The organism is Brachybacterium sp. AOP29-B2-41, from assembly GCF_052378395.1.
Classification (GTDB): Bacteria; Actinomycetota; Actinomycetes; order Actinomycetales; family Dermabacteraceae; genus Brachybacterium.
The window spans coordinates 119,901-133,774 of sequence record NZ_JBQSXR010000013.1; the positions used below are offsets into that span (position 1 = coordinate 119,901).

The 13,874-nt window shown below is 69.8% G+C and carries 13 protein-coding genes; 1 reads left to right on the forward strand and 12 read right to left on the reverse strand.

Annotation, left to right across the window (positions count from 1 at the left end):
- Nucleotide 1: 1 nt before the first annotated feature.
- The gene (locus ACT3T9_RS13395) at nt 2-1,786 is read right to left on the reverse strand and encodes a proline--tRNA ligase (RefSeq protein WP_441443570.1); all 1,785 of its coding nucleotides are present in this window, start codon (nt 1,784-1,786) and stop codon (nt 2-4) included.
- A 150-nt stretch (nt 1,787-1,936) separates the two neighbouring features.
- Here ACT3T9_RS13395 and ACT3T9_RS13400 point away from each other — a divergent pair, with 150 nt between their 5' ends.
- The gene (locus ACT3T9_RS13400; RefSeq protein ID WP_441443571.1) at nt 1,937-3,388 is read left to right on the forward strand and encodes a hypothetical protein; all 1,452 of its coding nucleotides are present in this window, start codon (nt 1,937-1,939) and stop codon (nt 3,386-3,388) included.
- Nucleotides 3,389-3,475: 87 nt separating this feature from the next.
- On the opposite strand, the gene ACT3T9_RS13405 is transcribed toward ACT3T9_RS13400, so the two are convergent.
- From ACT3T9_RS13405 to pyrH, 11 genes are all read right to left on the reverse strand, one after another.
- Nucleotides 3,476-4,189 carry an AAA family ATPase gene (locus tag ACT3T9_RS13405; protein WP_444601205.1) on the reverse strand — a complete coding sequence of 238 codons (714 nt, stop codon included), beginning with the start codon at nt 4,187-4,189 and terminating at the stop codon, nt 3,476-3,478.
- A 130-nt stretch (nt 4,190-4,319) separates the two neighbouring features.
- Nucleotides 4,320-5,171 (reverse strand): GNAT family N-acetyltransferase, encoded by an 852-nt coding sequence (locus tag ACT3T9_RS13410; RefSeq protein ID WP_441443573.1) that lies wholly within the window; start codon nt 5,169-5,171, stop codon nt 4,320-4,322.
- 3 nt (nt 5,172-5,174) lie between these two features.
- The gene (gene ispG, locus ACT3T9_RS13415) at nt 5,175-6,335 is read right to left on the reverse strand and encodes a flavodoxin-dependent (E)-4-hydroxy-3-methylbut-2-enyl-diphosphate synthase (RefSeq protein ID WP_441443574.1); all 1,161 of its coding nucleotides are present in this window, start codon (nt 6,333-6,335) and stop codon (nt 5,175-5,177) included.
- 116 nt (nt 6,336-6,451) lie between these two features.
- Entirely contained in the window at nt 6,452-7,795 is a 1,344-nt protein-coding gene (locus ACT3T9_RS13420; RefSeq protein ID WP_441443575.1) for a M50 family metallopeptidase, read from the reverse strand.
- Between the two features lie 2 nt (nt 7,796-7,797).
- Nucleotides 7,798-9,003 (reverse strand): 1-deoxy-D-xylulose-5-phosphate reductoisomerase, encoded by a 1,206-nt coding sequence (dxr, locus tag ACT3T9_RS13425; RefSeq protein WP_441443576.1) that lies wholly within the window; start codon nt 9,001-9,003, stop codon nt 7,798-7,800.
- Entirely contained in the window at nt 9,000-9,548 is a 549-nt protein-coding gene (locus ACT3T9_RS13430) for a DivIVA domain-containing protein (protein WP_441443577.1), read from the reverse strand. The genes dxr and ACT3T9_RS13430 overlap by 4 nt, the downstream gene beginning before the upstream one ends.
- A 97-nt stretch (nt 9,549-9,645) precedes the next feature.
- Nucleotides 9,646-10,089, reverse strand: coding sequence for a DivIVA domain-containing protein (locus ACT3T9_RS13435; protein WP_441443578.1), 444 nt, complete (start codon nt 10,087-10,089; stop codon nt 9,646-9,648).
- Between the two features lie 18 nt (nt 10,090-10,107).
- Nucleotides 10,108-11,424 carry a 23S rRNA (adenine(2503)-C(2))-methyltransferase RlmN gene (gene rlmN / locus ACT3T9_RS13440; RefSeq protein WP_441443579.1) on the reverse strand — a complete coding sequence of 439 codons (1,317 nt, stop codon included), beginning with the start codon at nt 11,422-11,424 and terminating at the stop codon, nt 10,108-10,110.
- Nucleotides 11,421-12,320, reverse strand: coding sequence for a phosphatidate cytidylyltransferase (locus tag ACT3T9_RS13445; protein WP_441443580.1), 900 nt, complete (start codon nt 12,318-12,320; stop codon nt 11,421-11,423). The genes rlmN and ACT3T9_RS13445 overlap by 4 nt, the downstream gene beginning before the upstream one ends.
- Nucleotides 12,321-12,358: 38 nt before the next feature.
- Nucleotides 12,359-12,925, reverse strand: a complete 567-nt coding sequence (gene frr / locus ACT3T9_RS13450) for a ribosome recycling factor (RefSeq protein ID WP_441443581.1) — start codon at nt 12,923-12,925, stop codon at nt 12,359-12,361.
- Nucleotides 12,926-13,058: 133 nt separating this feature from the next.
- Entirely contained in the window at nt 13,059-13,811 is a 753-nt protein-coding gene (pyrH, locus tag ACT3T9_RS13455) for a UMP kinase (protein ID WP_441443582.1), read from the reverse strand.
- Between the last annotated feature and the right edge of the window lie 63 nt (nt 13,812-13,874).

The window sequence follows — 13,874 nt, forward strand, 5'->3', positions numbered from 1 at the left end:
CTCACGCTCCGCGCACCTCGGCGACCACGGCGCCGACGACCTCCTGCGGGGAGACCTCGCGGATCTCGCCGCTCGCGCGATCACGCACTTCGACCACTCCGTTGGCCAGGCTCCTGCCGACCACCACGGAGGTGGGCACGCCCAGCAGCTCGGCATCCTTGAACTTCACGCCCGGGGACACCTTGGGACGGTCGTCGTAGAGGACCTCGAGGCCGCGGGCCTCGAGCTCCGAGGCGATGCGCTCCGCCTCCTCGAAGATCTCCTGGCCCTTGCCGGTGGCGACGATGTGCACATCCGCCGGGGCGAGCTGCCGGGGCCAGACCAGGCCCTTCTCATCGTGGAACAGCTCGGCCACAGCAGCGACGGCGCGGGTGACCCCGATGCCGTAGGAGCCCATCGTCACCACGACGGTCTTGCCGTTCTCGTTGAGCACGGTCAGGTCCAGCGCCTCCGCGTACTTGCGGCCGAGCTGGAAGATGTGCCCCATCTCCATGCCACGGGTCAGTCGCAGCGGGCCGGAGCCGTCGGGTGCCGGGTCCCCGTCGCGCACCTCGGCGACCTCGATGGTGCCGTCGGCGGTGAAGTCACGGCCGAAGACGAGGTCGTAGACGTGCTTGTCCTTCTCGCCGGCGCCGGCGACCCACGAGGTGCCGGGCACCACGCGCGGGTCGACCAGGTAGCGGATCCCGGACTCGGACTCGAGGCCCAGGCCCTCAGGGCCGATGTAGCCCTTCTTCAGGACGGGGTGCTTCTCGAAATCGGCCTCGGTGAAGGGTGCGGCGAGCGCGGGTGCGACCGCGGTCTCGAGCCGCTTGGGGTCGACCTCGCGGTCACCGGGCAGGGCGATCACGAGCGGCTCGGTGGTCCCGTCGGGGAAAGTCAGCAGGTAGACGAGGTGCTTGAGCATCTCGTAGCGGGTCCACTCCCCCGACTCCGCAATCGGGCCCTTCCCGGGGAAGGCCTGGTTGGAGTACTCGGTGAGCGCGGCGATGGTGCTCGCTCCAGGGGTGTCCTCGATGTGCATCGCCGGCAGCGCGGCGATCGCGGCGTCGTCCAGGGCGGGTGGTGCCACGGTGGTGACCGCCTCGACGTTCGCGGCGTAGCCGCCCTCGGAGACGACGAAGGTGTCCTCACCGACGGGCGTGGGGTGGAGGAACTCCTCGGAGCGGGAGCCGCCCATGGCGCCGGCGTCGGCCTTGCAGATCACCGTCGGCAGGCCCAGCCGCTCGAAGGTGCGCTGGTAGGCACCGCGCTGCTTCTCGTAGGAAGCGTCCAGGCCCGCATCGTCGATGTCGAAGGAGTAGGCGTCCTTCATGATGAACTCGCGGGTGCGCAGCAGCCCGGCGCGGGGCCGGGCCTCGTCACGGAACTTCGTCTGGATCTGATAGAGCATCGTGGGCAGGTCCTTGTACGAGGAGTACAGGTCCTTCACCGTGAGGGTGAACATCTCCTCGTGCGTGGGTGCGAGGAGGTAGTCGTCCTGCTTGCGATCCTGGAGTCGGAACAGGGTGGGGCCGTATTCGTCCCACCGTCCGCTGCGCTCATAGGGCTCACGGGCCTGCAGTGCCGAGAACAGCACCTCCTGCCCGCCGATCGCGTCCTGCTCCTCGCGCACGATCTGCTCGACCTTGCGCAGCACCTTCAGTCCGAGCGGGAGCCAGGTGTACACCCCCGCCGCGCCACGACGGATGTAGCCCGCGCGCACCAGGAGCTTGTGGCTCGCGACCTCGGCGTCGGCCGGGTCCTCCCGCAGGGTGCGGACGAAGGACGAGGACAGACGGATCATGGGCAGGCCTTTCACACAGGGCGGTTCGGGGCGGGGCCACCAAGGGCTCACGCGCGCCCATCGTACTGGGCGGGACGGGCCGTCCGACGCCTCGTGCTGGTCACGGTGGTCCGTGCCGCCGGCTCCAGGGACGCTCGGTACCCTGACGGGATGCACCGGCGAGGACAGCGGGTCCCGGGCGCCCCCGGGACCCCGGGCACAGAGCCCAGGAATGCGGACGCGGAGACTCTTGCCCTCGGGCCCCGTTCCTCCCGTCGGCAGCTCCTGCGCGGGACAGGCGCAGCGGCCGCGCTCGGCGCGGTGGCCGCTGTCGGTGCTGTCGGCGCCGGGTCCCTCGCAGTGCTGCGTCAGGCACGCGCCGACGCCGATCCCCGCACGGTGATCCCGCTGTGGTCCGAGACCGTCGCCTATGACAGCGATGCCCGGCGGATGCTGGTGGGAGGGCGCGGCCTGAGGCTCGACATGGCCCCGGGCACACGGCTCGCCGCGAACCTGCCAGGTTCCTCCCCGATACGGGAACGGGCGATGGCGTTCGAGGTCGGCACCGCCGGCTGGCGTGCCGGTCTCGCAGAGCGCCTCGGCGCGCAGCCGCTCCTGCTCGACCTTGCCACGACGTCGCTGCAGGATCTCTGGATCCTCAGCGATGCCCTGCCGGCGCCGGTCGCGGGATGGAGCCGGTCGTGGCGCTTCATCTGGCCACGGGATGCTGCCTTCTGCGCGGTGGCGCTGGCACGGATCGGCCAGCTCGACCGGGCGGAGGATGTACTGGCTCACCTGCAGTCCCTGCAGGCGACCGATGGCTGGTTCGAGGCCCGGTACGAGCCGGGCACCGGGCGGGCACCGGATGGCCGACGGCGGCAGTTCGATGGCACCGGGCTGCTGCTGTGGGCGACCGCCGAGGTCGCCGACGCCGCAGACGCCGCTGACGCCACTGATGCCGCTGACGAGTCCCGTCGCGATGCGTTGCTCGAGCGGCTGTCCCCGATGATCGTCCGGTCCCTCAGTGCGCTGCGCTCGGCCACTCGCGAGGGCACCGGGCTGCCACCGGTCTCCCCCGACTACTGGGAGCGGCGCGAGCGGTCGGTGACGCTCGGCATCATGACGGCGACCTTGACCGGCCTGCAGGCGGGGGCCCGCCTCACCGACGAACCGGGAGCTCACCGCGCCGCCGAGACCTTCACCCTCCTGCTGGAGGAGACCTTCGGCCGCAGTGGCTATCAGCGCTATCGCCTGGGCGGCGGCGCTGATTCGGCGCTGGCCTTCCTCGATGCGACCGGCGTCCACGACGTCGCATCCCGGGTGCACCTGCTGGGGTTGCGGAGCGAGCTCTCCCGCCCCGGTGGTGGAATCGCGCCGGGGGCGTCGTGGCGCGAGGACGGCGTGAGCTGGACGCCCTCGACGAGCCTGCTGGCCCTCGCCCTCGCCCGCGCCGGGGAGCCCGACACGGCGATCGAGATCCTCCGCTGGCTCGCTGAGCATCGCACCGCAGCCGGGTCGCTGCCGGAGAAGGTGCTCTTCGACGGACGCCCCGCGGAGGTGGCGCCACTGGCCTGGACTGCGGCGAACGTGCTGCTCACGCTGGATGCGCTCGCTCTGCGCTGAGGCCTGGACAACAGGTCTTGGACGGCGGGGGCCGGCCGAGGGCATGTGATCGACGGACACCGGCCCCCGCGTGCCGGCTAGCCGATCTCAGCTGGAGGTGTCCCCTCTCTCGGGCCGCTCTGCCATCGAGCCCAGGCTGTGAGAGCTCAGGCTGTCGAGAATCTGCCCCGCTGCGTCTGCGGGAGCTGCGGTGGAGAGCTCCAGGCACAGCGCGTCCGCAGGCGGGGGCAGCATCGGCAGCTCGAGCAGCCCGCTGAGAATCTGCCAGTCGGTGAGTTTGTGCCGCTCGGCGCGTCCCGGGGCATCGACACGTGACTGAAGCACCTCGGGGGACGCGGCCATCCAGACCGGGACGAACCTCGCCCCACGTCGCTCAGCAAGGCTCCGCAACCGCTCCACATGCGCCGCGCCCTCCTCATTGTCGAGCAGCCAGACGGTGAACACGTGGCTGAGCTGGGCGGGAGCCGCCTCGGTGGCATCGAGGACGACCTCCCATACCCGCTCGCGCAAGGCGTCGGTCTGGGCGAGCTCCACCCCAGCCTCGCGGTGCATCCCCATCGGGACGAAGACCGCGTTGTTCACCAGGTGGTTGTCCACGACAATCGCCCCGCTGCGGCGCTCGAGCTCACGGGCGAGGGTCAGCTTGCCGACGGCCGGTGGGCCGACAAGCAGGAACAGCCGTGGCGCCGGGGCCTCCGGACCGTCGTCATTGCCGCTCGCAGGTGCAGATGCAGGTGCAGGTGCAGGTGCAGGTGCAGGTGCAGGTGCAGAGTCTGCGCTGGGGCCGGGTGCGGTGCTCATCGAAAAATCGTACGCCGCGATACCCCGCATCTGTCACCAGCGCACGACGGCCCGGGCGCGCGCAAGCGGAGCGCGGGCGCGGGCGGCAGCGCAGGCGGTCAGGCGGTCAGGCGGTCAGGCGGTCAGGCGGTCAGAACAGGATGGTGGTGAGCTCGCCGACCTGGTGGAAGCCGGAGGCGGCGTAGGCACGCCGGGCGGGCTCGTTGAAGTCGTTGACATAGAGCGAGACCTGCGGGGCGTGGTCACGGCGCACCTGGCGCACCAGCTCCGCCATCCCAGCCCGTCCGAGGCCTCTGCCCCGCTGGTCACGCCGCACCCACACCCCGTGGATCTGGGCGGTCGGGCCGAACAGCGAGCCGACGTCCGCTTTGAACAGCACCTCGCCGTCCTCGATGACGACATAGGTGCGGCGATTGCGGATCAGCTCCCCGATCCGGGCCCGGTAGGAGCGGCCGCCGTCACCGGCGAGCGGATCCACCCCCACTTCCTCGCGGAACATCGCGACCGCGGCGGGGAACACGATCTGCTCCTCGCCGGGGACTGCGGGACGCAGGCCGACCGGCGCGAGCTGCGGTGCGTCGACCGGATCGCCGGCGAGCAGCAGCGGCTGGCTCCAGCGGTATTCGCGGACGTCGGCCCCCCAGGTCGGAGCGAGCGGCTCCCAGAGACGCTGGACCGCCGCCCGGTCTCCGACCACGGAGCTCGCCCGTCTCGCCCGCGCGGCCATATGCCGTCCGAAGTCGTCCAAGGCGCGGTCGGTCGCGGACAACGGCGAGAGATTCACGCCGTGCCACAGCAGTCCTTCGGGCTGCTGTTCCTCCCCGGCCAGGGAGAACTCCTGGGACAGTGCAGCGGAACGTGCGGATTCCTGCAGCCGCGCACCCGCGAGCGCGTTGATGACGGGCTCGGTGAGCGCGAGCGCGAGCGCGGCGTCGAAGCTGCCGGAACGGACCGCGCGGACCCGTCCACCGCGCCAGAACACGGGTCAGCCCACGGAGATGGACGGGGCGCCGGTGGAGGATTCGTCCTCTTCCATCTCGGCGGCGATCCGGTTGGCCTCGGCGAGCAGGGTCGGCACGATGTCCGCCTCGGGGACGGTCTTGATGACCTTGCCCTTGACGAAGATCTGGCCCTTGCCGTTGCCGGAGGCGACACCGAGATCGGCCTCACGGGCCTCCCCCGGACCGTTCACGACGCAGCCCATCACCGCGACGCGCAGCGGGACCTCGAGGTGCTTGAGCCCCTCGGTGACCTCGTCCGCGAGCTTGTAGACGTCCACCTGGGCGCGGCCACAGGAGGGGCAGGAGACGATGTCCAGCTTGCGCGCCTTGAGGTTCAGCGACTGCAGGATCTGGATGCCGACCTTGACCTCCTCGACCGGAGGTGCGGAGAGCGAGACGCGGATGGTGTCGCCGATGCCCTCGCCCAGCAGGATGCCGAAGGCGACGGAGGACTTGATGGTGCCCTGGAAGGCGGGCCCCGCCTCGGTGACGCCGAGGTGCAGCGGCCAGTCACCCTCTTCGGAGAGCTGACGGTAGGCGTCGACCATGATCACGGGGTCGTTGTGCTTCACGGAGATCCCGAAGTCGTGGAAGTCGTGCTCCTCGAACAGGGAGGCCTCCCACTTCGCGGAGGCCACCAGCGCCTCGGGCGTGACCCGGTCGCCCTTCATCATGCGCTGGTCGATGCTGCCGGCGTTCACGCCGATGCGCAACGCGGTGCCGTGATCGTTCGCCGCCTTCGCGATGTCCTTGATCTGGTCGTCGAACCGGCGGATGTTGCCCGGGTTCACGCGCACCCCGGCGCAGCCGGCCTCGATCGCGGCGAAGACGTACTTGGGCTGGAAGTGGATATCGGCGATCACTGGGATCGGGGACTTCGCAGCGATCGCGACCAGCGCGTCGGCGTCCTCCTGGCGGGGACATGCCACACGCACGATGTCGCAGCCCGCCGCGGTGAGCTCGGCGATCTGCTGGAGGGTCGCGTTGATGTCATGGGTCGGGGTGGTGGTCATCGACTGCACCGTGATCGGTGCGTCGCCACCCACATAGAGGCTGCCGAGCTTGACCTTGCGGGTCTTCCGCCGGGGGGCGAGCACCGGCGGCGGCTGCTTGACGGACGGGATACCGAGGCTCACAGAAGTCACCCCTCCATTATGGACTCGTCAGCACGGCCGCGCGAGGCGAGGTGCGACACCTCCACCGCTCCTGCACTCCCGCCGTGGCACGGCGCACACCCCGCCCCCGGCTCCGCAGTGCCCCTTTACGGGAACAGCGTGATGGGCTTGACGATGTCCGCATACAGCAGCAGCACCGTCATCAGGATGAAGACGATCGCCACCGCGTTGGTCAGCGGGAGCATGCGGGACATGTCCACCGGCCCCGGATCGGGGAGCCCCCGCAGCCGGGCCAGCAGCCGCCGCGCCCCCTCGATCAGCGCCCCGGCCACGTGACCGCCGTCGAGCGGCAGCAGCGGGATCAGGTTGAACACGAACAGAGCCATGTTCAGCGAGGCGAGCATCGAGATCATGGTGCCGGTCTTCTCGCGCAGCTCGAAGCCGGGCTGATCGGCGGAGGCGACCTCGCCGGCAAGACGGGAGACGCCCACCACACCGAGGGGGCCGTTGGGGTCGCGCTCGGCGCTGCCGAAGGCCGCCTGGCCCACCTCCCACAGTCGCACCGGCAGGGTGATGACCAGCTTCCCGGTCTGGGTGAAGGCGGACCAGGCCATCTCGGGCACCGCTGCCGGGGACTGCGGCACCAGGTCCGGGGTGCCGGAGACACCGAGGAATCCGACCTGCTCGGTGACCAGGCCGCCGTCGGCATCCAGGACCACGGCGCCGTCCTCGTCCAGCACCGGGCGGGCGTCCACGATCATCGTCGCCTCGAGGTGCAGGGCTTCGCCGTCGCGCTCGACGACGACGTCGACGGTGCGGTCCTGCGCGCCCCTCACTGCGGTGGTGACATCGGACCAACGCGTGATCTCGTGCCCGTCGATCACCTGCAGGGTGTCGCCGGGACGGATCCCGGCCGCCAGCGCGGGGGCCGGCTCCCGGCCCTCGCAGGAGACGTCGGCCGGAGCGTCGGCGGGGACCACGCATTCGGAGACGGACTGGACCGTCGGGGTCACCGCCGGCAGTCCGATCCCACTGACCAGCACGACCATCAGCGCGACGGAGATCAGCAGGTTCATCGTGGGACCGCCGAGCATCACCACCAGCTTCTTCGGCACCGAGAGGGCGACGAAGGTGCGATGGGCGTCCTCCGGGCCGTACTGCGAGGACTCGTACTGCTTCGCCTCCTCGGACAGCTCGGTGATCTGCTGGAGCAGTCCGGTGGAGTCCTCGCGGATGGTGCCCTCGGGCTCCCCCTTGTGCGGCGGGTACATCCCGATCATGCGGATGTAGCCGCCCAGCGGGATCGCCTTGAGACCGTATTCGGTCTCCCCGCGGGTGCGGGAGAACACGGTGGGCCCGAACCCGATCATGTACTGGGTGACTCGGACGCCGAACAGCTTGGCGGGAACCAGGTGCCCGACCTCGTGCAGGGCGATGGAGAGGGCGAGCCCGGCGGCGATCACCAGGATGCCGAGCAGGAACAGCAGCACGCTCAGCGCTCCTGCGAGGAGATCAGCGTCTGGGCGGTCCCACGTGCCCAGGACTCGACGGCCAGCAGTCCTGCGACCCCGTCGGCGTGCGCGGCACGCGGACGCTCCGGGCGCTCGAGCACCTCGCGGATCAGCGCGGTGATGCCGAGGAAATCGAGGTGCCCCTCGAAGAAGGCGTCCACCGCCTCTTCGTTGACGGCGTTGTAGACGGCCATCGCGCCACCGCCCTCCCGGTGCGCAGCGCGGGCCAGAGCGATCGCGTCGAAGGTGTCCTCGTCGACCGGTTCGAAGGTCCAGGACTGGGCTGCGGAGAAGTCCAGCGCCGTGGCGAGGCCGGGGAGCTTCTCCGGGTGCGCGAGCGCCCAGCCGATGGCGTGGCGCATGTCCGGCGGGCTGGCCTGAGCGATCGTCGCTCCGTCGATGAGCGTGACCATCGAGTGCACGATCGACTGCGGGTGGACGACCACCTGCACCCGATCCTCCGGCAGGTCGAACTGGAAGCAGGCCTCGATCACCTCGAGCGCCTTGTTGACCAGGGTGGCGGAGTTGGTCGTGATCACGCGGCCCATCGACCAGGTGGGGTGGTTCAGTGCCTGCTCCGGGGTGACGCCGGCGAGCTGCTCGCGAGTCCACCCGCGGAACGGGCCTCCGGAGGCGGTGACCACCAGATGGTCGATCTGGTCATGGCGCACCCCGGCCAGGGCCTGCGCGATCGCGGTGTGTTCGGAATCGACGGGAAGGATCTGTCCGGGCGCCACGGCCTCGGTCACCAGGTGACCGCCCACGACGAGCGATTCCTTGTTGGCCAGAGCGAGCCGGGCACCGGAGGCGAGCACGGCGAGGGTGGGCAGCAGACCGACGGAGCCGGTGATGGCGTTGAGCACCACGTCCCCGTCACCGAGGGATCCCGCGAGGTCGATGACGGCGTCCTGCCCGGCTGCGATCCGCGGCGCGGGGAGGCCAGCGTCGCGGCAGGCGCGTTGCACAGCACTGTCGACCTGAGCGGCGTGGGCAGGGTCGGAGACCACCAGATGCTCTGGCCGGTGGGCGAGGACCTGCTCGGCCACCAGCTCTGGACGGGTGCCACCGACGGCGAGGCCGTGGACATGTGCGATGTCCGGGAAGCGGTGCAGCACGTCGAGCGCCTGGGTGCCGATGGATCCGGTGGACCCCAGCAGGACCAGCCTCCGCACGGGGGTGCTGGTCACGGAACGGAAGCCATCACGTCCGCGACATGGTCGAGGTAGACGTCCACCACGGCCTCGCGATAGCCGTCGGGACCCCGACGACGACCGAAGGCGGCGCGCCGCACGTCATCGACGCTCATCGGATGGCCGTCGGTGAAATAGGCGACGAGCTGGTCGCACAGGGCGTCGACATCTGCCTTGTCATAGGCGGCCTCCCCCTGTGCGGCCGGAGCGAAGCGATCCCCTGCAGGGCGTTCGAGGCGCTCCTTGAGCACCTCGGCCCGCTCGGTGAGCTGTGCGACCCAGGAGTCCTCGCCATGCTGGGTGATCGCGTCATCGCGGGCCTGCAGCGCGAAGGCATCCGAGAGCCGGTCCAGGGCCTCGTCCACCACGCGCATGTCGTAGCCGCCCCGCTCGGTGCCGAAGCTGGCCGCGGTGATGTCGCCCCCGCTGAACGAGGGGTCACGACCCTCATAGGCGGTGCGCGCGCGGGAGAGGAACTCGTCGACCTCGCGCATGTCGTATCCGACGCTGAAGCGCGAGACACGCTCGAACGATGTGCTCACCAGGTAGGTCCTTCCTCGGTGCTGACGGGGTCCCACTGTAACGGCGTGGGAGGGATGGGTCGGGGAGGCGTGCGGGGCAGTTGCCGCTGCGCCGCGCTCAGCGGCCGCGCAGGAGGCGGGAGAGGAAGCCCCTCTTCTCGGCGGGATGCGGGACGGGGTGTCCCGCTCCCCGCGCGGGCCCGGACTGAGCGGGAGCAGACTGTGCCGGAACAGACTGCGCGAGCCCGGACTGTGCAGGGTCCCTTAGTGCGGGGTTCCCCGCGGGCATGGCGTCCTGTGCAGGCGCGGCCTGCGCTGCGGCGCCGTCGGCAGCGAGCGCAACGAAGCGCGGTGCGAGCACATCGTCGAGGAAGGCGTCGACCTCGGCCATCTCGTAGGCCTCACAGAACCGGGTCGGGGTGAAGCGCATGTCCAGCACGCTCTCTGCGTTGACCGAGCCGTCGCCGGTCTTGAGCGCCTGCTCGCAGCGATCGAGGAAGTCATCGACCTCGGCCATGTCGTAGCCATCACGGAATCGGGTCGGGGTGAAGCGGACGTCCATCAGCTGTGCTCCTGGGAATCAGTCGGTGGCGGCCGCGATGGCCTCGACGCGGGCGACCCGCGCCTCACGATCCTCGCGGCGGGTGTCGGACTCGATCACTTCGGCCGCCAGCTGGCCGCAGGCACCATCGATGTCGGAACCGCGGGTGTCTCGGATGGTGGCGGAGATGCCGTTGTCCCGCAGGATCTCCACGAAGCGCTTCTCCACCAGCGGGTCCGACGCTGTCCACTTCGAGCCCTTGACCGGGTTCAACGGGATCGGGTTGACGTGCACCCAGTGGGCGCCGCCCTTGGCGATCAGCCGATCGGCGAGCAGCTGCGCCCGGTGCGCCTGGTCGTTGATGTCGCGAATCAGGGCGTACTCGATGCTGACCCGGCGTCCGGTGGTCTCGAAGTACTCCCAGGCGGCGTCGAGGATCTCGTCGATATCGAAACGGGTGTTGATCGGCACCAGCTCATTGCGCAGCGCATCGTCCGGCGCGTGGAGGGACACCGCGAGCGTGACCGGGAGCTTCTCCGCGGTGAGCTTGCGGACCGCGGGAGCCAGACCCACCGTGGAGACGGTGATGTGGCGAGCTCCCATGCCGAAGCCCTCCGGGGCGGGAGAGTTCAGACGCCGGCAGACGGTCGCCACGGGGCGGTAGTTCGCCAGCGGCTCCCCCATCCCCATGAACACGATGTTGTTCACGCGGCCGGTCCCGCCGGGCAGCTCGCCGCGGGCCAGCATCCGGTTGGCGATGCGCACCTGCTCGAGGATCTCGGCGGTCGAGAGGTTGCGCGTCAGGCCCATCTGGCCGGTGGCGCAGAAGGGGCAGTTCATGCCGCAGCCTGCCTCCGAGGAGATGCACAGCGTGTTCCGATCGCTGTAGCGCATCAGCACCGATTCGACCATGGGCCCGTCGAACAGCTGCCAGAGGAACTTCTGGGTCGCGCCGTGGTCGGCGGACTGCCGGGAGACCTGCGTCAGCAGCGGGGGGAAGAAGTGGTCGACAAGCTCCTGGCGCCCCTCCTTGGGCAGATCCGTGAGGTCCTCCGGATCGGTGGTGAAGTGCTCGAAGTAGTGCACGGAGAGCTGCTTGGCCCGGAAGCCGGGCAGGCCCATCGCCTTGACTGCCTCGACGCGCTCGGCGAGCGTGAGGTCGGCGAGGTGCACCGGCGGCTTGCCCCGGCGGGCGGGCTTCATCTGCAGCTGGCCAGGAGCCAGAGCGATCTTCTGCCCGGGGATCGCCTCACGGGAGAGGTCGGGATTGCGGGACAGCGCAACCGGCTCCGGGGCGGGCTTCCCTCCAGCACCGTTCTCGGTGGTTTTCTCCGGCGAATTCTCGGTGTTCTTCATGGCAGCAGTACCTCCAGCATGACGTAGGTGGTGGGGGCGGCGAGCAGGATCGAGTCGACCCGGTCCAGCACTCCCCCGTGGCCGGGCAGCAGATGGCCCATGTCCTTGATGCCCAGGTCGCGCTTCAGAAGCGACTGGGCAAGATCTCCGCAGGTGGAGACGACCACCAGCACGGCGCCGATGATGAGTCCGACCTCCACGGGGAGATCCAGGGCGAGGGTCCCGACGGCGGTGACCGCGGCGGTGCCCAGCAGAAGGGATCCGACGAATCCCTCCCAGCTCTTCTTCGGGCTGATCCTCGGTGCCATCGGATGCTTTCCGAACAGCACCCCGGCGATATAGCCGCCCACGTCGTTGCCGACCGGTCCGAGCACTGCGAGGAGCACCAGCATCGGACCCTGCTCACGGGCGAAGAGCAGCAGCAGGAAGCAGCCCAGGAAGGGAACCCAGGCCAGGGCGAAGACGCCGCCGGCCACGTCGCGCAATGCACTCAGGCCCATCGACTCGCTGACCCGCCACAGGATCAGCACGCAGACCGCGGCAGCGGTCGCCACCAGCAGCCCCTCGGCACCGAACACCACGGTGGAGACCACCATCCCGATCACGCCCACCAGGAGCGGGGTCGGTGGGAGCCGCAGCCCGCCCTCGGCGAGGGCACGGGTGAGCTCGAGAACGGCGAGGACCATCGCCACTGCGGCGACCACCGGGAAAGCCTGGGGCAGCACGAACACCGCCACGATCAGGATCGCTCCCAGACCCACCCCGACCGCGATCGCTGCGGGGAGGTTGCGTCCCGGCCCGCGCCGTTTCGCGTGCTCCTCGGAAGGTACGGCGATGACCGCCTCGTCCGGGGACGAGGCGGTCATCGCCGGGGCTGGCGCAGGTTCAGTGCTCACGGGCTGCATTCACCAGTTCTGAGATCGCGAGACGCGACTCAGACGGTCTCGAGCTCGGTCTCCTTGAGGCTGAGCGCCTCATCGATCAGTTCGATGTACTTCTTGGTGAGCGACTCGAGCTCCTTCTCAGCGCGGCTGCCCTCGTCCTCGCCGATCTCCTTGTCCTTGACCAGCTTCTCGATCGCCTTCTTGGCGTTCCCGCGGGATCCGCGCACCGAGACCTTGCCGTCCTCGGCCTTGTTCCGGGCGAGCTTGACGTAGTCCTTGCGACGCTCCTCGGTGAGGGCCGGCAGGACCACGCGCAGGTTGTCGCCGTTGTTGGTGGGGTTCACGCCGAGGTCCGACTCGCGCAGCGCCGACTCGATGGCGGTCGTGGCGGTCTTGTCGAACGGGGTGACGATGACGGTGCGGGCTTCCGGGAACTGGAGCGAGGCCAGCTGGTTCAACGGGGTCGGCGCGCCGTAGTAATCGGCGGTGATCCCCTGGAACATCGCGGCGTTCGCCCGACCGGTGCGGATCGCGGTGAACTCGTCCTTGGTGACCTCCACGGACTTCTTCATCTTGGCCTCGGCGTCCTTCAGGATGCTCGGGGTGTCGTCGCTCACGGGGTGCTCCTCAGTTCTGAGTGGGTTTGCCTTGTCCATTGTCCCGCACCGTCAAGGGCCTGGGCGAGGCCCGCGGGGTGCGGAGCTCCCGGCGTGTCGGTGCCTCGAAGCACCGGGTCGCGCCGGGCCGATGTCACTTGGTGACGACCGTGCCGATCCGGTCGCCGCGCATTGCACGGGTGATGTTCCCGGGCGTGTCCAGTCCGAAGACCATCATCTGCTGACCGTTGTCCATGCACAGGCTGAACGCGGTGGAGTCCACGACCTTCAACCCGCGCTGGAGAGCATCGTTGTAGGTGACGTGATCGAGCTTCTTCGCGTCGGGGTTCGTGCGGGGGTCGGAGTCGTACACCCCGTCGACGCCGTTCTTCGCCATCAGCACCTCTTCGCAGCCGATCTCCAGCGCCCGCTGGACGGCGACCGTGTCGGTGGAGAAGTACGGCATCCCGGCACCAGCGCCGAAGATGACGACGCGGCCCTTCTGGAGGTGGCGGACTGCGCGCAGCGGGATGTACGGCTCGGCGACCTGGCCCATCTCGATCGCGGTCTGCACCCGGGTGGAGACTCCTCGCTGCTCCAGGAAGTCCTGCAGGGCGAGGCAGTTCATCACGGTGCCGAGCATGCCCATGTAGTCGGCACGACGCCGGTCCATGCCGCGCTGGGAGAGCTCCGCACCGCGGAAGAAGTTGCCGCCTCCGACGACGATGGCGCACTCGATGCCCTGGGCGACGCCCTCGGCGATCTCGCCCGCGACTCGGGCGACGACGTCGGGATCGACGCCGACGGCTCCTCCGCCGAATGCTTCTCCGGAGAGCTTCAGGAGGACGCGACGCCCATCCTCTCTCTTCGGGAGAACGGGTATCGGTGACGTGAACGTCTGGGTCATGTCGGTCCTTCCGCGCTGGGTCCTCGGTGATGATACCGGCGCGGGGCCCCCGCGGTGGGTGGG